The following is a 21,735-nucleotide window of genomic DNA, read 5'->3' as shown; positions in this document are numbered from 1 at the left end:
GGATCTATGCCAGAAATTCATTCCGAGGTCGCCGATCTAAGACAGTTGGCGCAAATCAGACAGTTCGAGGATGACCCCATGAGCGTCGGTCGCGCTGGCATGTTCTACCAGATCGAATGACCATCGTTGAGCGCTTTCTGCCACTTCGGCGCGGTAATCCCGGCCTTTGTGGAACAGGCCGCACGCGCCCGCCGTCAGCCACGGCGCCGACAGCTCCAGCAGGACCGGAAGCGACGCCAGCGCCCTGGCCGTAACGATTTGGGGTGTCGAAACAAGCGGATAGGCGTCGTCGATGCGCCGCGCGATGATCCTGGCGGGCAGGTTGAATCGGCCGACGACCGCTTGCAGGAACGATGCCTTTTTCCGATTGCTTTCAACCAGATCGATGCTGGCGCCGGCACGCTCGGCGAGCAGAAAGGCAAGGACCAAGCCGGGAAAACCGCCGCCCGAGCCGAGATCGACCCAGCGCTTCGCCTCCGGTTTGATTCGCGCAAGCTGCGCGCTGTCAAGGATGTGCCGGCGCCAGACATCGTCCTGCGTCGATTGCGCAGCCAGGTTTATTCGGCGGTTCCATTTCTGGAAAACGGTCTCGAAGTCGACCAGGCGGTCGAATGTTTCACGTGAAACCGGGCCGGCAACCTCTTGCAGGCTCGCCCATGAGGCAGCGCTCACGCAACATTCCTTCGCGCGGCGGCCTCGGCGTTGCGGACATGCGCGACGATGATCGCCAGCGCCGCTGGCGTCATGCCTTCCATGCGTTGCGCATCGGCGATGGAGCGCGGCTGGCGCGCCAGCATCTTCTGCTTCAGCTCGTTGGACAGGCCCGGAACCGAGGCAAAGTCGAGCGACGCGGGAATCAATCGGCTCTCCTCATGTCTGATCTGCGAGACATCGGCCTGCTGGCGGTCGAGATAGACTGAATATTTCGCTTCCGTTTCGAGACGCTCGGCTGTTTTGGCGTCGATTGCCGCAAACTGCGGAGCGATTCGGGCCAGCCAGGCGACATCGACGCCCGGATACGCCAGCAACTCGTAAGCGGAGCGGCGCACACCATCCCTGTTGATCTCGAGCCCATGACGCGCCGCCTCGTTGGGGGTCATGGTTGCGCCAAGCGCAACCTTGCGCGCCTTTTCAAGGTCCTGCACGACATCGTTAAACCGATGCATCCGTTGCCGAGAGGCGATCCCGAGCTTCGTGGCCACCGGCGTCAGCCGCTCATCGGCGTTGTCAGCCCGCAGCGACAGCCGGAACTCGGCCCGCGAGGTGAACATGCGGTAGGGTTCGGCGATGCCGCGGCTGGTCAAATCGTCGACCATCACCCCGATATAGGCCTCGGTGCGGCTGAGCACGATCTGATCGCTCGTCGATGCCTGCCTCGCGGCGTTGAGGCCGGCGAGCAGCCCCTGCGCCCCGGCCTCCTCGTAGCCGGTAGTGCCGTTGATCTGTCCAGCCAGGAAAAGACCACCAATCCGCTTGGTTTCCAGCGTCGGCTTGAGCTCGCGCGGATCGACATGGTCGTACTCGATGGCATAGCCAGGCTGCAGCATGGTGGCACGCTCAAGGCCGGGAATGGTCTTCAGAATGTCGAGCTGCACGTCCTCGGGCAGCGAGGTCGAAATGCCGTTCGGGTAGACGGTGTCGTCATCCAGCCCTTCCGGCTCGAGGAAAATCTGGTGGCCCTCGCGGTCGCCGAACTTAACGATCTTGTCCTCAATGGACGGGCAGTAACGCGGCCCTACCCCTTCGATCGAGCCGGAATACATGGCGGAACGGCTCAGATTGGCGCGGATCAGCTCATGCGTCGCCGCAGTCGTGCGCGTGATGCCGCAGTGGATCTGCGGGTTGTCGATGCGGTCGGTCATCAGCGAGAACGGCACCGGATGCTCATCCGCCGCCTGGCTCTCCAGCGACGCCCAATCGATGGTCCGTCCATCCAGCCGTGGCGGCGTGCCGGTCTTCAGCCGCCCGAGCTTGAAGCCGGCACGGCTCATTGTCGCCGACAGGCCGAGGCTGGCCTGCTCGTTCATGCGGCCGGCGACGATCTTCTTCTCACCGATATGGATCAGCCCGCGCAGAAAGGTGCCGGTGGTCAGCACCACGGCGCCACAGGCAAGCCTGCGACCACCCGCCAGCAGCACGGCCGCGATGCGCCCATTGTCGATTTCGAAATCCAGAACCTCGCCCTCGACCACATCGAGACCGGCCTGCTCGCGAATCGCCGCCTGCATGGCGAGCCGATACAGTTTTCTATCCGCCTGCGTCCGCGGCCCGCGAACCGCCGGTCCCTTACGACGATTGAGCAGACGGAACTGGATGCCGGCCGCATCGGCGACGCGGCCCATCAGCCCGTCCATGGCGTCGATCTCGCGAACCAGATGTCCCTTGCCGAGCCCACCGATTGCCGGATTGCAGGACATGACGCCGATCGTCTCGAAGCGCAGCGTCACCAAAGCCGTTTTCGCGCCGGCGCGCGCGGCAGCGCTGGCCGCCTCGCAACCAGCATGGCCGCCGCCCACCACAACCACATCATAGTGATCGGTCATTTCAGAATCCCGAATTCAAGTCGACCGACACATGTCGCCGAGAGCCTTCGCTGTCAAGGACGCTCGATGAATCGTTTCACGTGAAACAATGCTAACCGATGCGTTGGCACCGTGATTTGGCGAGTGGCAACCAAAGTTCATCGCAGAGTATCGCGAAGCGTTCGAGATTGGCCAAAGCATTTCTCCCTTCGTCATCTTAGGGCGGAGCGACGTCGCGGAGACACTGGGCATGCCGTTACCTCACGGCAGTGCTCCGTCGGACCAGAACGGGGTGTTACCCTCACCGCCTACGCCAATCACAGACGTTCGAGATTGCGGTTGAGGCCGGGGCTCATCCTGGCCGTCAACGCTCAGCGTTTCACGTGAATCAAACGAGGCCGGCGAGCCTGCGATGTTTCACGTGAGTCATTTGCCAATGCAGAACTGCGAAAAGATAACGTCGAGCATTTCCTCGACGTCGACAGCCCCGACGATCCGGCCAAGCCTATCTGCTGCCAGCCGCAATTCTTCTGCCCGCAGCTCCTGCCCGCGCTCATCCTCAGTCCCTGCCGCGAGCAGGAAGCGCTTCGTCTCGTTGAGAAGCTCGACGTGCCGCAGCCGCGACGGCAGGATATCGCCGGCCTGGCCGATCTGCGCTGCGGCGCGATGACCGATCTCCGCCAGCAACTCCGCCAGCCCGGCGCCGTCCCTGGTCGAGATAACCGCATCGTAGCGAGTCGCGGGCGATTTATCCTGCAGCAGATCGGCCTTAGTCCCGATCCTCAACGACGGAACATCGGCCGGAATTGCACCGATCGGGACCGGGTCCACCATATCCTCCAGCACGAGCAACAGATCGGCAGTCCCGGCCTTGCTCCTCGCCCGTTCGATGCCGATCGCCTCGATCCTGCCGGGTGTCTCGCGCAGGCCGGCGGTATCAGTCACTCTTACCCGCATCCCCTCCAGGTCCAGCACCACTTCGAGCAGATCGCGGGTCGTGCCCGGCTCTTCCGTGACGATCGCCGCTTCGCGCCGGGCCAGCGCATTGAACAGGCTTGACTTGCCGGCATTTGGCGCGCCGAGGATGACGACCTCGAACCCGTCGCGGATGATCTCGGCGGCCCGGAACCCTTGGACATGACGTTCGATCTCGTCGACCATCGCGCGGACATCCGACCAGACCGTCTCCGCATCCGAACCCGGCACATCGTCCTCGTCGGCAAAATCGATTTCCGCTTCGATCATAGCCCGGGCATGAATGAGCTGACGGCGCCAGCCGAGATAAAGCTGGCTCTGTGCACCCTCGGCATTCTGCACGGCAAAGCGCCGCTGCGCCTCGGTTTCGGCGTTGACGAGATCGGCCAGCGCCTCGGTCTCGACCAGATCGACCTTGCCGTTGAGAAAGGCGCGCCGGGTGAACTCGCCCGGCTCGGCATGCCTGACACCGTCGAAGCCGGCGATCGTCTCCAGCATCTTCGCCACGACGGCGCGCCCGCCATGGACATGGAACTCGGCGATATCTTCGCCAGTGAAGCTGCTAGGGCCGGCAAAGAAAACGACCAGCCCGCTGTCGAGCACCGATCCGTCGGGCGCCTTGAACTTGCGATAGGCGGCAACACGGTTCTTAACCATCGAACCGGCAATCATTTCGACGACGAATCGACTCTGCGGGCCCGAAATCCGGACCACGGCAACGCCGGCGGGCAGGCGACCGCTCGACAGCGCAACAATGGAATCACCTGAAATCATTTGCCGACCCTGCACAACCGCCCTAGCTTCGCTTATTCATCGACAATTGCCGAGTTATCGACCGTGACATTGCCCGCGCAAAATCTGCTTGCCGAAGAGGCCAGCCCCTATCTGCAGCAGCATAGCGGCAACCCTGTGCATTGGCGGCCATGGTCGCCGACGTCGCTCGCCGAAGCAAGGTCGCTGAAGCGGCCGATTCTGCTCTCGGTCGGTTACGCCGCCTGCCACTGGTGCCACGTGATGGCGCACGAAAGTTTCGAGAACGAAGATGTCGCCGCCGTCATGAACCGTCTCTTCGTCAATATCAAGGTGGATCGCGAGGAGCGGCCGGACATCGACCAGATCTATATGGCAGCACTGTCCTCGATGGGCGAGCAAGGCGGATGGCCGCTGACCATGTTTTTGACGCCGGACGGAAAGCCTTTCTGGGGCGGCACCTATTTTCCCCGCGAAGCCCGATACGGCCGGCCGGGCTTTGTCCAGGTGCTGGAGGCGGTCGACAAGGCGTGGCGGGAGAAGAAAGGAAGCGTTAACCAAAGCGCCGACGGCCTGACCACGCATGTCGAGGCGCGGCTGGCGGGCACGCATGCCAAAGCCGTCCTTGATCGCGACACGCTCGCCGCGCTCGCCAACGGCATCGACGGCATGATCGACAGGGATTTGGGCGGCCTGCGCGGCGCGCCCAAATTCCCCAATGCGCCGTTCATGCAGACGCTCTGGCTATCCTGGCGGCGCGATCGCCACACAGCCCATCGCGACGCGGTCCTGCTTAGCCTCGAAAAGATGTTGGCGGGCGGCATCTATGACCATATCGGCGGCGGGTTGAGCCGCTACTCGACCGATGCCGAGTGGCTGGTGCCGCATTTCGAAAAAATGCTTTACGACAACGCGCAGCTCATTCGGCTGTGCAATTGGGCATATGCCGCGACCGGCAACGAATTGTTCCGGGTACGAATCGAAGAGACGATTGACTGGCTCTTGCGCGAGATGCGCGTCGACGGCAGTGCATTCGCTGCCAGCCTCGACGCCGACAGCGAAGGCGAGGAGGGACTGTTCTACACCTGGAGCAGGGATGAGATAGAAACCGCTCTTGGCGACGAATCAGCGTTATTTTTCAATCACTTCACAATTGTTGCCCCGCATGGCTGGGAGGGCAAGCCGATCATCCACCAGACCGAAGCCCAGCAAACGCAAAGCGTGGCCGATCGCGACCGGCTCATTCCATTGACAGAAAAATTGCTGACAGCCAGGGAGCAGCGCGTCAGACCCGGGCGTGACGGAAAAATCCTGACCGACTGGAACGGCCTGGTGATCGCGGCTCTCGCCGAAGCCGGGCGCTCCCTGAAACGGATCGATTGGATCGAGGCGGCGGAACAGGCCTTTGCTGCCATTGCCAGCGCTGGTCGAGACAGCCGCTTGCCGCATTCGATGCTTGGCGCAAAGAAGCTCTTTCCTGCGCTGTCGAGCGACTACGCCGCCATGGCTAACGCTGCGATCTCATTGTTCGAGGCTACCGGCACATCGAGCTATGCCGAACTGGCCGGCCAATTCCTAGCGCAACTCGACCAATGGCACCGCGACGATGACAACACCGGCTACTATCTCACCGCGTCGGACAGCAGCGACGTGCCGATCCGCATCAGGGGCGATGTCGACGAAGCCATTCCTTCAGCCACCGGCCAAATCATCGAAGCCATGGTCCGATTGTCCTCGCTTTCCGGCGATCTTGATCTGCAGGAAAAGACCTGGAACGTAGCCGAACACGCAGCCGGCCGGGCGCAGCACCAGGCCTATGGCCAGGCGGGCATCGTCAACGCCTGCGCTTTGGCGATCGAGCCGTTGAAACTGGTGCTGGTGGACAAGCCGGAAAACCCACAGCTTGTTCCGGTTGCGAATCGAAATCCGGACCCGCGCCGGATCGACACAATCGTGCCGGTCGGCTCGGCAACAAACCTGCCGACGCTGCCAGGCGGCGTTTTGCCGCCTACGATCGAGCCCGGCGCCTGGCTGTGCACCGGGCAGGTCTGCTTGCCGGTGATAACGGACGCTGAGGAGCTCGAGCGGCAGTTGAGGCAGCAGTAGGAAGTTCGTCATCCCAGGCCGGAGCAGGACCGAAGCGACGTCGCGAAGACCCTGGGATCCATGCCGCTACTTTCGAGCGTTGCCACGGTGCAGGTTCCGCTTCGTCGCATCATCCAGCCGACGTCGCGGCATGGATCCTCGGGTTAAGCCCGAGGATGACGAGGCGAGGGTGCTCCCCGCTCCAATCGCTTACGTATTCATAGAATCGAAGAAATCCGCATTCGTCTTGGTCTGCTTGAGCTTGTCGATCAGGAACTCAATGGCGTCGGTTGTGCCCATCGGCGCCAGGATGCGGCGCAGCACGAAGATCTTCTGCAGGTCCTGGCGGGCGACCAGAAGGTCTTCCTTGCGGGTGCCGGACTTGAGGATGTCCATGGCTGGGTAGATGCGCTTGTCCGCCACCTTGCGGTCGAGCACGATCTCCGAATTGCCGGTGCCCTTGAACTCTTCGAAGATGACCTCGTCCATGCGGCTGCCGGTGTCGATCAGCGCGGTGGCGATGATGGTCAGCGAGCCGCCTTCCTCGATGTTGCGGGCGGCACCGAAGAAGCGCTTCGGCCGCTGCAGCGCATTGGCGTCGACGCCGCCGGTCAGCACCTTGCCGGATGACGGCACCACGGTGTTGTAGGCGCGGCCAAGGCGGGTGATCGAGTCCAGCAGGATGACGACATCGCGCCCGTGCTCGACCAGGCGCTTGGCCTTCTCGATCACCATTTCGGCGACCTGGACGTGGCGCACCGCCGGCTCGTCGAAGGTCGAGGAGACGACCTCGCCCTTCACCGAGCGCTGCATATCGGTGACTTCCTCCGGCCGCTCGTCGATCAGCAGCACGATCAAATAGCATTCCGGATGATTGGTGGTGATCGAATGGGCGATGTTCTGCAACAGCACCGTCTTGCCGGTTCGCGGCTGCGCCACGATCAGGGCGCGCTGGCCTTTGCCGAGCGGCGCCACGAGGTCGATGACGCGCGCCGAGATGTCCTTCGAGGTCGGAACGTCCATTTCCATCTTCAGCCGCGAGGTCGGATAAAGCGGCGTCAGATTGTCGAAATGGATCTTGTGGCGGATCTTTTCGGGGTCGTCGAAATTGATCGTGTTGACCTTGAGCAGCGCGAAATAGCGCTCGCCTTCCTTCGGGCTACGGATCGGGCCTTCGACGGTATCGCCGGTCTTCAGCGAGAACCGGCGGATCTGCGACGGCGAAATATAGATATCGTCGGGGCCCGGCAGGTAATTGGCATTGGCCGAGCGCAGGAAGCCAAAACCGTCCTGCAGCACTTCGACCACACCGTCGCCGATGATCTCGATATCCTGGGTCGCCAGCCGCTTCAGGATCGCGAACATCAGCTCCTGCTTGCGCATCACACTGGCGTTCTCGACCTCGAGCGATTCGGCATAAGCGATCAGCTCTGGCGGTTTCTTGTTCTTGAACTCGGTGAGTTTCATTTCTTGCATCATTAGACGGACTCTGAGTGACTAAGCATGGGGAAAATATCGGCGGGATGCGACAAATGCCGGGCGCGGCCGAAGCGATGAATGGGGCGGCGCATGACGGGAAGGAAGACCCGTCTTTTATCGTCGGTCGACTAAAAGAGCAAGCCGCCTTTTGTGAGCGCCGCGCGTCTCTCTCGACGCGCAAAGGACGCTGTAAGACTTTTTGAGTTCCGCATCGTCCTTTCCGAAAATCGATCCCAATTTTCGGGTCGATGCGGTGGCATCAAAACGGCTTCACGATGACCAGCACGACGATGACGATCATCAGCAATGTGGGGAACTCGTTGACGATCCGCCAGTGCCTCGCCGGTTTTTCATTGCGGTCCTCGGCGAATTTGCGCACCGCGCCGGCCAGATAGCCATGAACGGCCGAGAGCCCGAGCACCGCGGCGATCTTGGCATGCAGCCATCCGCCCTGAAAACCAAAGCCTTTCCAGGCCAGCCAGAGCCCGAATACCCAGGTGATGATCATGGCCGGATTGATGATGCCGCGCAGCAGCCGGCGCTCCATCACCTTGAAGGTTTCCGACTGGACGGAGCCTTTCTCCGCATCGGCGTGATAGACCAGCAGCCGCGGCAGATAGAGCATGCCCGCCATCCAGGAGATGACGGCGATGACATGGATCGCCTTTGCCCAGGGATAGAAATCATCTGGCCCAAACTGGAACAGAAGCCCAACCAACACGAGGAAAACCGCAATCGCAATCGCCGCGCGGCGCATCGCGCCAGCACCACCTTCCGCGGTGCCATTCCCCATCATCGTCATGATGCGCTCCGCACCAGTTTCACCATCGCCTCGACATGCGCGATCGGCGTTTCCGGCGTGATGCCGTGCCCGAGATTGAAGATCAGCGGTCCATCGCCCAGTGCTTTCAAGATAGCGTCGATGCCGTCGGCTAGAGCCTTGCCGCCGGCCACCAGCCGTAACGGATCGAGATTGCCCTGTACGGCGCCGTCGCGCTGCAGTTCCCTTGCCGTCGTCAACGGCACGGTCCAGTCGAGCCCCAGCCCCGTCACGCCGGTCTTCTGGCGATAGCTCCGGTAGTGGGCGCCGGCGCCCTTGGGAAACCCGATGATCGGAACGTTGGGATGCACGGCCCGTACCTGCCTGACGATCTCCGCCATCGGCCTGACACAAAAAGCCTCGAAAGACACTTCGTCGAGCACGCCGGACCACGAGTCAAAAACCTGCACCACATCGGCGCCTGCTTCGATCTGGCGGATGAGATAGGCGGCCGAGTGATCGACAAGTACGTTCAGCAGCTGCAGGAAAGCCGCCGGCTCGCGATAGGCGAACAGCCGCGCCGGCGCCTGGTCTGAGGTGCCATGGCCGGCGATCATATAGGTCGCCACCGTCCACGGCGCGCCGCAGAAGCCGATCAGCGTCGTTTCATCAGGCAGTTTTGTCCGCAATCGACGCACCGTCTCATAGACCGGTTCGAGATTCACGTGAAACGTTTCGCCATCGAGAGCCGCAATCTCCGTGGCCGAGATCGGCGTCAGCAGCGGCCCGCGCCCCTCTTCGAAGCGCACGTCGCGGCCCAGCGCATGCGGCACAACAAGGATATCGGAAAACAGGATGGATGCATCGAAGCCGAAGCGTTCGATCGGCTGCAGTGTCACCTCTACCGCCAGGTCTGGATCGTAGCAAAGATCGAGGAACGACCCGGCCCGCCTGCGTGTCTCCCGATACTCCGGCAGATAACGGCCGGCCTGGCGCATCATCCAGAGCGGCGGCGGAAACACCGCTTCGCCCTTCAACACGTCCAGCATGATCCGGTTTTCGGACATTCAGCGCTCGCCTCTCCAGGCTTGTCTATAATTAAATATCCTATTTCTAGGAATCTTATGATTCTAAGAGTCTGTTGGTATCGGTGCTTGTCTCCTGTCCCGCTTTGCCCCGGAAAATGCCAGCCAGCATATTGTCGCGTGCTTCTTCTGCCGGATAGGAGGGGATTGGGGACAGTTGGAAATTTCGGACTAGAGTCAATGCCTTATGGCCCGCATAAAGAAAACGGGCCTGTGGATGAGGCAGAGTCAAAAAAGCCCGTCCCCGGACTTGTCCCCAGCCGCCCGACGAAGCCGACAGCGCATCGAATTGTGGACAAACTGGCATCTGATACAGTCGCCCCGAACCGGCCAATCTTTCCGACCGACCTTATCCACATCGGCCCACAGCTTGGAACTAACCCCTGTGAACAAACCTCAGAGCTTCTTTCACCTTCACCTGATTTCCGATGCCACCGGTGAAACGCTGCTTGCGGCCGGCCGCGCGGCCTCCGCGCAATATAAGGATGCGCGCGCCATCGAGCATATCTACCCGCTCATCCGCACCGAAAAGCAGGTGACGAAAGTGTTCGAGGACATCGAGGAGGAGCCAGGCATCATCCTCTATACGGTCGTCGACCAGAAGCTCGCCCGCGGTATCGACGAACGCTGCGCCGCCATGGGCCTGCCTTGCGTCTCCGTGCTGGAACCGGTGCTGACTGTGTTCCAGTCCTATCTCGGCACGCCGGCCGGCCGCCGCGTCGGCGCCCAGCATGTTCTCGACGCCGAATATTTTCGCCGCATCGACGCGCTCAATTTCACCATGGAGCATGATGACGGCCAGCTGCCCGCCAATATGGACGACGCCGACATCGTGCTCGTTGGCATTTCGCGCACCTCGAAGACGCCGACCAGCATCTATCTCGCCAATCGGGGCATCAAGACCGCCAACATCCCGATCGTGCTCGGCGTGCCGGTACCGGAAAGCCTGGTCAACGCCACGAAACCGCTGATCGTCGGGCTGATCGCCACCGCCGAGCGCATCTCTCAGGTCCGCCAGAACCGCATCCTCGGCAACACCAGCGCCTACGAGCCGACCGACTATGTCGACCGCGCCGCGATCGCCGAAGAGCTCGCCTATGCCCGCCAGATCTGCACCCGGCATGGCTGGCCGATGATCGACGTCAGCCGCCGCTCGATCGAGGAGACGGCGGCGGCTATCGTTGCCCTGCGCGGCAAGACGCGCTAGGGCGTGTGATATTCAGGTGATGCCGGCCTGCAAACGGCGGTCAGGAATCGGGCGATAAAAAATGGCCGAAAAAATCATCCTTGCCTCGGGCAGCCCGTTCCGCAAGGCGCTGCTTGTCAATGCCGGCGTGGCGGTCGAGGCGGTTCCGGCGGAAGTCGACGAGCGCGCGCTTGAGGCGCCACTAAAAGACAGCGGTATCTCGCCGGAGGACGTCGCCCTGGTGCTGGCCGAGGCCAAGGCCACCGAGGTTAGCGAGCGAAAGCCCGGCGCCCTGGTGCTCGGCTGCGACCAGACGCTGTCGCTCGGCGACGAACTGTTCCACAAGCCGGCCGACATGGAAGGCGCGCGCCGCCATCTCTTGGCGCTGTCGGGAAAGACCCATCAACTCAACAGCGCCGTGGTGCTGGCCCGCGACGGCGCAGTTCTGTGGCGGCATGTCGGCATCGCCAGCCTGACCATGCGAAAGCTCGATCCGGCCTTCATCGGCCGCCACTTGGCGCGGGTCGGCGCCAAGGCGCTGTCCAGCGTCGGCGCCTACCAGATCGAAGGCGAAGGCATCCAGCTGTTCGAAAGAATAGAAGGCGACTACTTCACCATCGTCGGCGTGCCGCTTCTGCCCGCTCTGGCCAAGCTGCGTGACCTCGGCGCCATCGATGGCTGAGGCTGCGAAAAAGGCCTTCGTCGCCGGCCACCCGGTCGCGCATTCCCGGTCGCCGAAGATCCACTCCTATTGGCTGGCGAAATACGGTATCGACGGCAGCTACCGGGCCATCGACGTCGCGCCGGCCGATTTTGCTGAATTCGTGAGAACGCTCGAGGCGACCGGCTACCGTGGCGGCAACGTCACCATCCCGCACAAGGAGGCCGCCTTCGCGCTGGCGACGCACCGCGACGATGCGGCCGAACAGATCGGTGCCGTCAACACGCTGTGGTTCGAGGGCGGAAGTCTGTGCGGCGGCAACACCGACGCCTATGGCTTTGCCGCCAATCTCGACGAGCATGCGCCGGGCTGGGCCGCAAATACCCCGGCCGTGGTGCTCGGTGCGGGCGGCGCCGCCCGCGCGGTCATCCATGCGCTGATTGAACGCGGCATCAGTGACATCCGCATCGTCAACCGAACGCTCGCCCGAGCCGAGGAATTGCGCCACCGCTTCGGCACCGGCGTCTCGGCCCATGGCACGCACGCGACCGGCGAGCTGCTTGCCGATGCCGGCCTGCTGGTCAACACGTCAGCGCTCGGCATGCATGGCCATGAAGGCCTGTCCGCCGATCCCGGCAGGCTGCCGGACCACGCAATCGTCACCGACATTGTCTATGTGCCGCTGGAAACGCCGTTGCTGGCCGCAGCCAAAGCGCGGGGCCTGAAGACCGTCGACGGCCTCGGCATGCTGCTGCACCAGGCGGTGCCCGGCTTCGAGCGCTGGTTCGGCATCAGGCCGGAGGTCACTGCCGAATTGCGGCAGATGATAGTCGCCGATCTCGGTGCCCAAGGAATGACTTAGGAGTGAAAGGCATGATCGTGCTCGGCCTCACCGGATCGATCGGCATGGGCAAGTCGACTACGGCCAGGATGTTTGCCGAAGCCGGCGTGCCCGTCCACGATTCGGACGAGGCGGTGCACCGCCTCTACGCCGGCAAGGCGGCTCCGCTGGTCGAGGCGGCTTTTCCCGGAACCACCAGATCCGGCTCGGTCGATCGCACCAAGCTGGCCGAGCGGGTGCTCGGCGATGCCGCCGCGCTGAAACGGCTGGAAGCGATCATCCACCCGCTGGTCCGCGCCGCCGCCGACGCCTTCCTGGCCAGGAACCGTGCCGCCGGCGCGCCGCTTGTCGTTCTCGATATCCCGCTGCTGTTCGAAACCGGCGGCCGCGACCGCGTCGACAAGGTCGTGGTCGTCACCGCCTCGGCCGAAATCCAGCGCGCCCGCGTGCTGGCGCGGCCGGGCATGAGCGAAGAGAAGCTGGCGTCAATCCTGGCCAGGCAGGTTCCCGACGCCGAAAAGCGCAGCCAAGCCGATTTCGTCATCGACACCGGACAGGGCTTCGATGCGGCGCGCGCGGCAGTCAATGCGATTGTAGCTGAACTGGTCGGGGATAAGGCCGGCAAGCCTGCTTAACGCGCTTGCATCCGGCGTAATATGTTGCCAATTTGTTCCCATCATGATTCGGCTGGAATGACGCCGGATCCAACGGAATGATTCGATGCGCGAGATCATCTTCGACACGGAAACCACCGGGCTCGATTTCCGCGATGACCGCGTCATCGAGCTTGGCTGCATCGAGCTGGTCAATCGGTTCCCGACCGGCCGCACCTTCCACCATTACATCAATCCGCAAGGACGACCGATTCATGCGGAGGCGCAGGCCGTTCATGGCATCAGCGCCGCCGATCTCATGGGAAAGCCGACCTTCAGCGACATCGCCGAGGAGTTTCTTGCCTTCATCGACGGCGCCAAGCTGGTCGCCCACAATGCGACGTTCGATATCGCTTTTCTCAATGTCGAATTCGGCCGGCTTGGCCATCCGCTCGTTGACCCCGGACTGGTCGTCGACACGCTGGCGCTGGCGCGCCGCAAGCATCCGATGGGACCCAATTCGCTTGACGCGCTGTGCCGGCGCTACGGCATCGACAATGCCCGTCGCACCAAGCACGGCGCGCTGCTCGATTCGGAATTGCTGGCCGAAGTCTATATCGAGCTCATCGGCGGCAAGCAGGCGGCGCTTATCCTCGACAGCGCCACCGCGCCGGCCGGCGGCAGGAGAAACGTCGACGACATCGATATCAGCATCGGCGCGCGGCCGATTGCACTGCCGTCTCGCCTGACCGCCGCAGAGCGTAGCGCGCACGCGAGCATGGTCGGCACATTAGGCGAAAACGCGCTTTGGCTGCGCGTCGCCGCGGAAGCAAGTTCCGCGGCATAGCGATTTTGACGGGTAGGAAGGCGATCGGCAACGAACGTCGATTGTTCCGTTCCGTGGCAATCTCAGTGGCAGGTCGCAGCCGAAGCATCCCTCCCTTCGTCATCCCAGGGCGGAGCAGGAGCGAAGCGACGTCGCGCAGACCCTGGGATCCATGCCGTGACATCAGCCGAAGAATGCAGCGGCTCAGAACGGCGCTTGTATCCGCCACTGCGCTCGTTACCCTTCAATCATGACCGGCTATGCCTACATGACCGCGAGCCAGAAGCGTGGCACGATCTACATCGGTGTCACCAACGATCTCGGCCGTCGCATGCCGGAGCACAAATCCGGCCAAGGCTCGCGCTTCACCAGCCGCTACGGCGTGCAGCGTCTGGTCTGGTACGAAGAACATTTCGACATTCGTGACGCCATCCAGCGCGAGAAGTCGCTGAAGCGCTGGCCGCGCCAGTGGAAGATCGACTTGATCGAGAAGACCAATCCGGATTGGTTCGAGCTCCTTCGCGGAACGGGGTGATAGCGTTCGGTTCTGGTCCGCAGGAGCACTGTCGCGAGGTAGCGGCATGGATCCCAGGGTCTGCGCCGCGTCGCTTCGCTCCTTGCTCCGCCCTGGGATGACGAAGGGAGGGGTGTTTCGGCTAATCTCGAAGGCGACCTGCCATTGAGATTGGCCGCGGACAGTAACTATCGACGGTTGCTGCGGATCGGCTTCCGACCTGTCAGGATCGAGGAGCTCGTCTCAAAACAAAAAAACCCGGCGCGAGGCCGGGTTCTTCAAAGGCTGCGCAACACCAGCCTCAGCTCACCTTGACCTTGCCGGCGGCCTGATCCTCAGCCAGCTTCTGCTGGAACATTTGGGCGAAATCGATCGGGTCGAGCATCAGCGGCGGGAAGCCGCCATTGCGCGTCGCCTCGGCGATGATTTGCCTGGCGAACGGAAACAGCAGCCGCGGGCATTCGATGAACAGCAGCGGCAGCATGTGCTCCTGCGGGAAGCCGCTGATGGCGAACACGCCGCCATAGACCAGCTCGACGTTGAACAGCACCTCCTTATCGAAGGACGCTTTGGCGTTCAGCGTCAGATTGACGTCGAACTGCTTGTCCGAAAGCGGGTTGGCGTTGACATTGACGTTGATGGCGATGCCGGGGGCCTTGTCGCGGCCGCGCAGCGAGTTCGGCGCGCCGGGGCTTTCGAACGAAAGGTCCTTCACATATTGGGCAAGCACATTGAGCGAGGGCTGCGTCGCGTCGCCGTTGCCACTGGCCGCGCCGGTCGGCGCGTCGTCTTTGCTGGCCATAAGCCTTTGTCCTTTTGCCTGGGCAGCGTTGCTGACCGGATTGAAATCGGGCGTTCGCTACCATGGTCAGCATGACAAGACAAGGTTTGCCGACCTACTCGTCAGGGCAATCGGGTCACCCGATTGCCCTTCGTCTTTTTCCTGCCTCAAGCGCCGGCGGTCGCATCCGCGACCTTGGCTTGCGCGCCAACAGGCGCGACGGCCGGTCGGCCTTGCCATTTTCGCGCAAGCGAAAATGGTTTCCACTGCCGGCGCGAGGCCGGATACAGCACTTTCTTCCTTCGCCCGATTGCCCCGACCTACACGTCCCTGAGGCGTTGCCGACCTATTCGTCCTTGAGGCGGCGCCAGGGAGAATTGTGATCCGGGCCGCGCTTGTAGTCGTCGCCGCGCGAATAGTCGCTGTCGTCAAGGTCGATGGTCTTGTCGCGTTGCCGTGCCCGAAATCCGCCGGTGCCGAAATTTGTGGCCAAAACGATGCGGCCTTTCAGCAGGCGCCAGGCGAGGTCGCGAACCGGCGGCAGGAACAGCAGAATGCCGAAAATGTCAGTGATGAAGCCGGGAATGATGAGCAGGATCGCGGCCAGCACGATCATGGCGCCATGCGCGAGCTGGCGGCTTGGATCACGGCCGGCGTCCATCTCGGCCCGGACCCGGGTCATGACGCCGAAACCCTGGTATCGCAACAACAGCGCGCCGGCGATGCTCGAAGCCAGCACCAGGCCGACCGTCGCCAGGGCGCCGACCTGGCGGCCGACAACGACGAAACCAGCGATCTCCAGCAGCGGAAGCGCGAGGGTGAACAGGGGAAGCAGCGAAATGCGCAAATCTTGACCGATCGTTTCCATGTTTTGCCGGCCTGCAGGCAATCGCCGCTGGCACTGGCTCTTTTAGATAGGTATGCCTGCCTTTAATTTGAATGATTGCACCTTGCGTTCTATATGCTTTGGATGTTGAACGCTATGCGACCGCAGCCATTGCCTGGCCGGGCGGTCCGGCCGGAGTAGGGATTGATTGGCGGAAGATATGGGATTCTTCGACTTCGGCACGATTTTCTTTCTGGTTGCGGCGGTTGTGATCTTTTTCCAGCTGCGCAATGTGCTCGGCCGCCGCACCGGCAGTGAGCGCCCGCCCTTCGATCCCTATTCGGCGGGCCGGACGCGCGACGACACCCAGAAGCCCGAGAATGTGGTCTCGCTGCCGCGCAAGCGAGCGCCGGGAGAGCCGGCAATCGACGCTTATGCGGCGATCGACGCCTTCGCCAAGCCTGACACCGATCTCAACAAGGGCCTGCGCGCGATCAAGGACAATGATCCGGCATTCGACCCGAAGACCTTCGTCGATGGCGCCAAGATGGCCTATGAAATGATCGTCATGGCCTATGCCGATGGCGACCGCAAGACGCTGAAGAACCTGTTGTCGCGTGAGGTCTATGACGGCTTTGTCGCGGCCATCGGCGACCGCGAGGCGAAATCGGAAAAGATCCAGTCCTCCTTCGTCGGCATCGACAAGGCCGACATCGTTTCCGCCGAGATGAAGGGCAGCGAGGCGCATATCACGCTGCGCATCGTCAGCGAGCTGATTTCGGCGACGCGCGACAAGGCCGGCGCCGTCATCGACGGCGATCCCGAAACCGTCGCCGAGGTCAAGGATGTCTGGACCTTCGCCCGCGATACGCGCTCGCGCGACCCGAACTGGAAGCTCGTCGCCACCGAAGAAGAAGACTGAGCCCGGACCACGGCGAGGCTCCGGTGTCGCTATCTCAGGCGTTCCGCGAAAAATCCTTCGACGATCTGCCCGGCTGGGACGAGGACGACCATCTGGCCGCGTTCGCGGCTTTCCGGCGCTCGGCTTTTCATGTCCTGACGAAACCCTATCGCTCCGGCGGGCTAGGTGTCGACTTCAATGCCTTCACCGACGCCTATGCTGCAGCCCGAACCGTTTTGCCAACCGACCGGCGCGAAGCCCGCGCCTTCTTCGAGCGTCAGTTCATCCCGGCACAGATAAGGGCGGACAGCGGCGGCGCCGGCCTTGTCACCGGCTTCTATGAACCCGTTGTCGACGCTTCACCGGTGCGAACCGAACGATTTACGGTGCCGCTGCTGTCGCGCCCGGCCGATCTCGTCGACATCGACGACGCCAACCGGCCGCCCGGCATGGACCCTTACCTCGCCTTCGGCCGCGCCACGCCGAACGGACCGGTCGAGTATTTCGACCGTGGCGAGATCGAGCGCGGCGCGCTCATAGGCAAGACTGTGGACAGTAAGGGCCTGGAAATCGCCTGGCTCGCCGACAAGGTCGACGCCTTCTTCATTCACGTGCAAGGTGCAGCCAGGCTCACCATGACCGACGGCCGGTTTTGCCGCGTCACCTATGCCGCCAAATCCGGCCAGCGCTTTACCGGACCGGGCAAGATCCTGAGTGAGCTAGGCGAGATCCCGCTGCAAGCGGTGACCATGCAGTCGATCCGCGCCTGGTTCAAGGCGCATCCGGATCGCATCGACGAGATCCTGTGGCGCAACCGCTCCTATATTTTTTTCCGCGAGATTTCCCTTGGCGAGCCGGGGTTCGATGACCCGGAACTCGGGCCCATCGCAGCCGCAAAAGTGCCGCTGACGCCGGGCCGCTCCCTCGCTGTCGACCGACTGCTCCATACATTCGGCACGCCGTTCTATATTGATGGGCCATCGCTGACCGCTTTCGACAGAAAACCGTTCCGGCGGCTGATGATCGCGCAGGATACCGGCTCGGCCATTACCGGGCCGGCGCGCGGCGACCTGTTCGCCGGAACGGGAGATGCGGCCGGCGAGATCGCCGGCGTTGTCCGCAACTCTGCCGATTTCTACGCGCTGATACCGCAACCGCTTGTACCGGGAGCGGGGCGATGACCCGGCGTATCGACAGGCTGAGCGAGGACGATCGGGTCCTGTGGAACCTGGTGGCGCGCACCGCCAAGCCGCTGAAGGGCAAGTCCGCCAGCAACATCCCGGATATCGGCCCGGACGTCGGCGATGACACGAAGCTACCGCCGCGTGTCCAGGCGATGGCTCCTGCTGCGGCCACGAAAGCAAAGGCGCAGTATGTCTCGCATGCGCTCGACGAACCGACGCTGGAAAGACTGTCGAAGGGCCGATTGCCGATCGAAGGCCGCGTCGACCTGCATGGCTTGAGCCAGGACGAAGCCTATTCGCTGCTGTTTTCGTTCCTGCACCGGGCGCATGCCGGCGGCATCCGTTATGTGCTGGTCATCACCGGCAAGGGATCGTCGTCGGGCGGCGACGGCGTGTTGCGGCGCGCCGTGCCCGCCTGGCTGTCGACACCCGCTTTCAGGCCGCTCGTCTCCAGCCACGACCATGCTGCCCGCAACCATGGCGGCGCGGGCGCGCTCTATGTCCGCCTGCGGCGTGCGCGCTAATGAGGATGCAGCCCATGAGGATGCACTTGTGACCCCGTTCGGCGAAAAGCTTCGCGCCCTGCGAAGCCAACGCGGTGTCAGTCAGAAGGCCATGGCCGAGGCGATCGGCGTCAGCGCCGCCTATCTGTCGGCGCTGGAGCATGGCCGCCGTGGCGCGCCGACCTGGACGCTGATCCAGAAGATCATCGGCTATTTCAATGTCATATGGGACGATGCCGAAGAACTCGAGCGACTGGCCGACACCTCGCACCCACGGGTGAAGCTCGACACGTCGGGCCTCAGCCCCGCCGCCACCGAGCTTGCCAATGTTCTGGCCGAAAATATTGAAAAGCTCGACGAAGCGGAGCTTCGCCGCATCACCGCATCGATCCGCGCCGCGCTGAAGCAGCCAAAGTGACGGCCTGCTACTGAACCGCGCCGACCAGAACCGGCTGGCCATCACGGATCGAGACCCAGCGGCCGGTATTGTCGATCGCCTGCCGCTTGAGGAAGCGGTAGCCGGTCCGATCCCACGAGCGGACCTTTCCGTCCAGATTGTCGAGGACGTAGTCGCCCTTGCTTGTGCGCACCGTCAGCACGGCATGGCCCTCGCCGTCCGGCTTGCGCACGACGGTCATCAGAAGATTGGCGTAGGACACGCCCAAGCGGTTCAATTCGCGGCGTTTTTCCAGGACATAGTCCTCACAGTCGCCAACACCCTTGACGGGATAGGCCCAGACCTCGTCCTTGCCATAAATGTCGATGTCGCTTATCGGCTTGACGGCGGCGTTGACCCTGGCGTTGACGCTGAGCATCTTGCGCCAGAGCGCACCGCTCATGGTGGCCGGGGCGAGATTGCCCGGATGGATCGAGCATTCGGCCGGACTGGTCTTGCAGAAATCGTAATGGCCGATCGGCTGCGATGTCGGCCCGCCGGTTGCCATTGGTCCCGCCGAAGCCGCCGTAGACCAGCCTGCCGCAAGTGCCAGTCCTAACAGGGCGCACGCGCGCAGTCTTCTCGCCATTGGTGAGGAAATCATCGTCCCCCTCGTCCCTTGTTGTTAATGAAAGGTTAAGGGCGATCTACAGTCCCTGTCAATTATACCAACGGCCAGATTTGCGACATGGTTACCCGCGCGGCCGAAACAGCGGCTATTGTGCAACAGGTCGACTTGAACCGGCTGCAATCCGGGCCTCACAAGGCTACATCTTTACTTTTTGGCGGTGCGAACCAGCTTCGGCCTCACCGCAACGCGGGTCTGGCGGCCATAGCTGGTGATGAAGTCGACGATGCGCGGCACGATTTCGGAGCGGAAGCGCGAGCCGTTGAAGACGCCGTAATGGCCGACCGCCGGCTGCATGTAGTGAGCGTGCCTGTCCGCGGGGATGTTGATGCAGAGGTCGTGCGCGGCCTGGGTCTGGCCGAGACCGGAAATGTCGTCGTTCTCGCCCTCGACCGTGAACAGGGCGACATTGCGGATATCGGAGGGGTCGATGGCGACGCCGCGATGCATCATTTCGCCCTTGGGCAAAGCATGGCGGACAAACACGGTGTCGACCGTCTGCAGATAGAACTCCGCCGTCAGATCCATCACCGCCATATATTCGTCATAGAAGTCGCGGTGCTTCTCGGCATTGTCGCCATCATGCTTCACCAGATGCATGAAGAAGTCCTTGTGCGCGATGATGTGGCGGTCGAGGTTCATGCTCATGAATCCCGAAAGCTGCAGGAAGCCGGGATAGACCTCACGGCCGAAGCCGGGCACCGGCCACGGCGCCTGCATGATGACGTTGTCGCGGAACCAGTCGATGCCTTTTTCCTCGGCCAGAAGGTTGACCGCGGTCGGATTGCGGCGGGTATCGATCGGCCCGCCCATCAGTGTCATCGTCGAGGGAACGAACGGGTCGCCGCGCGTTTCCATCAGCGCCACCGCCGCCAGCACCGGCACCGAAGGCTGGCATACCGCCATGACATGGGTATCGGGTCCCAGCGCATGCAGCATGTCGACGATGTAGTCGATGTAGTCGTCGAGGTCGAAACTGCCATCCGCCAGCGGCACCATGCGGGCGTCGACCCAGTCGGTGATGTGCACGTCGGCATGGGGCAGCATCGCCTCGACCGTGCCGCGCAGCAGCGTCGCATAGTGGCCGGACATCGGCGCCACGATCAGCAGCTTCGGATCGGGCCGCCGGCCGGCGGGAACCGCCCGTTCGAAACGGAGGAGATTGCAAAACGGCCGCGACCACACCGTCCTTTCGGTGACATCGACGCCTTTCCAGTCGACCACCGTCTTGGTCAGGCCGAATTGCGGCTTGCTGTAGCGGCGCGTCGTGCGCTCGAACAATTCGGCCGTTGCCGCGATCGAGCGGCCCCAGGACGTGTGCGTGAATGGATTGAGCGGATTGGTGTAGAACATCCGCACGGCATCGGCATAAAGGCGGGCCGGTTGCACGGCGGCGTGGTTCAATTCGTAGAACTGGTAGAACATCGAGAACCCCGCTGCTGCGACCGAAGGGACGACAGCAGTGCCGAGCCTTGAATCTCTCGCGGGGAGGTTAGCAACAAACTGCTGCGATGCAATACGTCAAGTACCGTGATTTATGCTGATACTTTCGTCTAAGTTGTTGAAAACCGGCTTGAACGGCGGCAGCCGGCTTATTGTGCGGTTGCGAAAGCGTAACGAGGCAAGGCGTGCCCGGCTCAGGGCCGGGCACAAGAAACATCAGATGCGGTCGGTGCACACGGAAGTATGGCCCGAACTGATGAAGCCGAGCCGCCTGGCGGCGCCCTTCGACAGGTCGATCACGCGCCCCTTGATGAACGGGCCGCGGTCGTTGATCCGCACGACGACGCTGCGGCCGTTGATGCGGTTGGTCACCTTCAGCTTTGTGCCAAAAGGCAAGGTGCGGTGCGCGGCGGTCAGCGCCGACGGGTTCATCCGCTCGCCGGAAGCGGTCTTCGAGTACAGCGCGTACCAAGAGGCGCGGCCGCATTGCGCGGCGGCAGGGGAGGTGGATGCGCCGACCATCAGGCCAGCCGCGATCGTCACCGCGACAAGCGCGGTCCGGTGGGGTTTATTCATCTGTGGCAAGTGCCTCCGTTTGACAGGCCCCGGCCGTTACGGATCGAATCTGGCACGAAATGCGGCAATCATCTGACGGTTCCATGACTACAGTACACGTTTGGAGTCGGCGGGAAACAGTCTGTCAGGGAGTGTTGTGACTGCGACGATGTATGTCTGGTGGTCTTCGAACCAGCACCG

Annotated in this window: 22 protein-coding genes; 11 read left to right on the top strand and 11 right to left on the bottom strand. The window is 62.6% G+C overall.

Going from position 1 to position 21,735, the window contains the following annotated elements:
* Positions 1 to 36: 36 nt before the first annotated feature.
* The 3 genes from rsmG to mnmE form a co-directional block, all read right to left on the bottom strand.
* Positions 37 to 672: a 16S rRNA (guanine(527)-N(7))-methyltransferase RsmG gene (rsmG, locus tag EN807_RS04605; RefSeq protein WP_135934052.1), complete on the bottom strand. Its 636-nt coding sequence runs from the start codon at positions 670 to 672 to the stop codon at positions 37 to 39.
* Entirely contained in the window at positions 669 to 2,543 is a 1,875-nt protein-coding gene (gene mnmG, locus EN807_RS04600) for a tRNA uridine-5-carboxymethylaminomethyl(34) synthesis enzyme MnmG (RefSeq protein ID WP_135934051.1), read from the bottom strand. Before mnmG ends, rsmG begins: the two co-directional genes overlap by 4 nt.
* A gap of 405 nt (positions 2,544 to 2,948) precedes the next feature.
* Positions 2,949 to 4,271 carry a tRNA uridine-5-carboxymethylaminomethyl(34) synthesis GTPase MnmE gene (gene mnmE / locus EN807_RS04595; protein WP_135934050.1) on the bottom strand — a complete coding sequence of 441 codons (1,323 nt, stop codon included), beginning with the start codon at positions 4,269 to 4,271 and terminating at the stop codon, positions 2,949 to 2,951.
* A 63-nt stretch (positions 4,272 to 4,334) separates the two neighbouring features.
* On the opposite strand from mnmE, the gene EN807_RS04590 reads away from it, so the two are divergent.
* Entirely contained in the window at positions 4,335 to 6,353 is a 2,019-nt protein-coding gene (locus EN807_RS04590) for a thioredoxin domain-containing protein (RefSeq protein ID WP_135934049.1), read from the top strand.
* 189 nt (positions 6,354 to 6,542) lie between these two features.
* Here the strand turns inward: EN807_RS04590 and rho are convergent, their stop codons facing one another.
* The 3 genes from rho to hemE all read right to left on the bottom strand — a co-directional run bounded on the left by rho (position 6,543) and on the right by hemE (position 9,638).
* Positions 6,543 to 7,808: a transcription termination factor Rho gene (gene rho, locus EN807_RS04585; RefSeq protein WP_027153631.1), complete on the bottom strand. Its 1,266-nt coding sequence runs from the start codon at positions 7,806 to 7,808 to the stop codon at positions 6,543 to 6,545.
* A gap of 262 nt (positions 7,809 to 8,070) precedes the next feature.
* Positions 8,071 to 8,613: a protoporphyrinogen oxidase HemJ gene (gene hemJ, locus EN807_RS04580; RefSeq protein ID WP_135934048.1), complete on the bottom strand. Its 543-nt coding sequence runs from the start codon at positions 8,611 to 8,613 to the stop codon at positions 8,071 to 8,073.
* Positions 8,610 to 9,638 carry a uroporphyrinogen decarboxylase gene (gene hemE / locus EN807_RS04575; RefSeq protein ID WP_135934047.1) on the bottom strand — a complete coding sequence of 343 codons (1,029 nt, stop codon included), beginning with the start codon at positions 9,636 to 9,638 and terminating at the stop codon, positions 8,610 to 8,612. The genes hemJ and hemE overlap by 4 nt, the downstream gene beginning before the upstream one ends.
* Before the next feature lie 403 nt (positions 9,639 to 10,041).
* Between hemE and EN807_RS04570 the strand changes: the two genes are divergently transcribed.
* From EN807_RS04570 to EN807_RS04545, 6 genes are all read left to right on the top strand, one after another.
* A complete protein-coding gene (locus EN807_RS04570; RefSeq protein WP_029348035.1) occupies positions 10,042 to 10,863 on the top strand; it encodes a pyruvate, water dikinase regulatory protein in 822 nt (273 codons plus the stop codon).
* A gap of 61 nt (positions 10,864 to 10,924) precedes the next feature.
* Positions 10,925 to 11,524 carry a Maf-like protein gene (locus tag EN807_RS04565; protein WP_135934046.1) on the top strand — a complete coding sequence of 200 codons (600 nt, stop codon included), beginning with the start codon at positions 10,925 to 10,927 and terminating at the stop codon, positions 11,522 to 11,524.
* On the top strand, positions 11,517 to 12,365 hold the full coding sequence (locus tag EN807_RS04560; RefSeq protein WP_135934045.1) for a shikimate dehydrogenase: 849 nt from the start codon (positions 11,517 to 11,519) through the stop codon (positions 12,363 to 12,365). Before EN807_RS04565 ends, EN807_RS04560 begins: the two co-directional genes overlap by 8 nt.
* 11 nt (positions 12,366 to 12,376) lie before the next feature.
* Entirely contained in the window at positions 12,377 to 12,979 is a 603-nt protein-coding gene (gene coaE / locus EN807_RS04555) for a dephospho-CoA kinase (RefSeq protein WP_135934044.1), read from the top strand.
* Between the two features lie 85 nt (positions 12,980 to 13,064).
* Positions 13,065 to 13,784 (top strand): DNA polymerase III subunit epsilon, encoded by a 720-nt coding sequence (gene dnaQ, locus EN807_RS04550; protein ID WP_127314020.1) that lies wholly within the window; start codon positions 13,065 to 13,067, stop codon positions 13,782 to 13,784.
* 229 nt (positions 13,785 to 14,013) lie between these two features.
* Complete coding sequence (locus EN807_RS04545; RefSeq protein ID WP_135934043.1) at positions 14,014 to 14,298, top strand: GIY-YIG nuclease family protein; 285 nt, start codon at positions 14,014 to 14,016, stop codon at positions 14,296 to 14,298.
* 280 nt (positions 14,299 to 14,578) lie between these two features.
* On the opposite strand, the gene secB is transcribed toward EN807_RS04545, so the two are convergent.
* Entirely contained in the window at positions 14,579 to 15,079 is a 501-nt protein-coding gene (gene secB / locus EN807_RS04540) for a protein-export chaperone SecB (RefSeq protein WP_029348040.1), read from the bottom strand.
* 325 nt (positions 15,080 to 15,404) lie between these two features.
* Entirely contained in the window at positions 15,405 to 15,905 is a 501-nt protein-coding gene (locus EN807_RS04535; protein ID WP_135935784.1) for an FxsA family protein, read from the bottom strand.
* A gap of 199 nt (positions 15,906 to 16,104) precedes the next feature.
* Between EN807_RS04535 and EN807_RS04530 the strand changes: the two genes are divergently transcribed.
* Genes EN807_RS04530 through EN807_RS04515 form a run of 4 tightly spaced genes read left to right on the top strand, consistent with a single transcriptional unit; the run spans position 16,105 to position 18,890 of the window.
* The gene (locus EN807_RS04530) at positions 16,105 to 16,806 is read left to right on the top strand and encodes a Tim44/TimA family putative adaptor protein (protein WP_127314017.1); all 702 of its coding nucleotides are present in this window, start codon (positions 16,105 to 16,107) and stop codon (positions 16,804 to 16,806) included.
* Between the two features lie 23 nt (positions 16,807 to 16,829).
* Positions 16,830 to 17,966 carry a murein transglycosylase A gene (locus EN807_RS04525; RefSeq protein WP_135934042.1) on the top strand — a complete coding sequence of 379 codons (1,137 nt, stop codon included), beginning with the start codon at positions 16,830 to 16,832 and terminating at the stop codon, positions 17,964 to 17,966.
* Positions 17,963 to 18,493, top strand: a complete 531-nt coding sequence (locus EN807_RS04520) for a Smr/MutS family protein (RefSeq protein WP_135934041.1) — start codon at positions 17,963 to 17,965, stop codon at positions 18,491 to 18,493. Before EN807_RS04525 ends, EN807_RS04520 begins: the two co-directional genes overlap by 4 nt.
* Positions 18,494 to 18,521: 28 nt before the next feature.
* Positions 18,522 to 18,890, top strand: coding sequence for a helix-turn-helix transcriptional regulator (locus EN807_RS04515; RefSeq protein WP_095520159.1), 369 nt, complete (start codon positions 18,522 to 18,524; stop codon positions 18,888 to 18,890).
* Positions 18,891 to 18,897: 7 nt separating this feature from the next.
* Here EN807_RS04515 and EN807_RS04510 read toward each other — a convergent pair whose 3' ends face one another.
* The 3 genes from EN807_RS04510 to EN807_RS04500 form a co-directional block, all read right to left on the bottom strand.
* Positions 18,898 to 19,512, bottom strand: a complete 615-nt coding sequence (locus EN807_RS04510; RefSeq protein ID WP_127314014.1) for a transglutaminase-like cysteine peptidase — start codon at positions 19,510 to 19,512, stop codon at positions 18,898 to 18,900.
* Positions 19,513 to 19,683: 171 nt separating this feature from the next.
* Positions 19,684 to 20,961: a polyhydroxyalkanoate depolymerase gene (locus tag EN807_RS04505; RefSeq protein ID WP_135934040.1), complete on the bottom strand. Its 1,278-nt coding sequence runs from the start codon at positions 20,959 to 20,961 to the stop codon at positions 19,684 to 19,686.
* Positions 20,962 to 21,195: 234 nt separating this feature from the next.
* The gene (locus tag EN807_RS04500) at positions 21,196 to 21,555 is read right to left on the bottom strand and encodes a septal ring lytic transglycosylase RlpA family protein (RefSeq protein ID WP_135934039.1); all 360 of its coding nucleotides are present in this window, start codon (positions 21,553 to 21,555) and stop codon (positions 21,196 to 21,198) included.
* Positions 21,556 to 21,735 lie beyond the last annotated feature (180 nt).

It is taken from the genome of Mesorhizobium sp. M5C.F.Ca.ET.164.01.1.1, from assembly GCF_004792125.1.
GTDB lineage: Bacteria > Pseudomonadota > Alphaproteobacteria > Rhizobiales > Rhizobiaceae > Mesorhizobium > Mesorhizobium wenxiniae.
The sequence above is the reverse complement of the archived record's forward strand: the minus strand, read 5'-3'. Positions and strand labels throughout refer to the sequence as shown.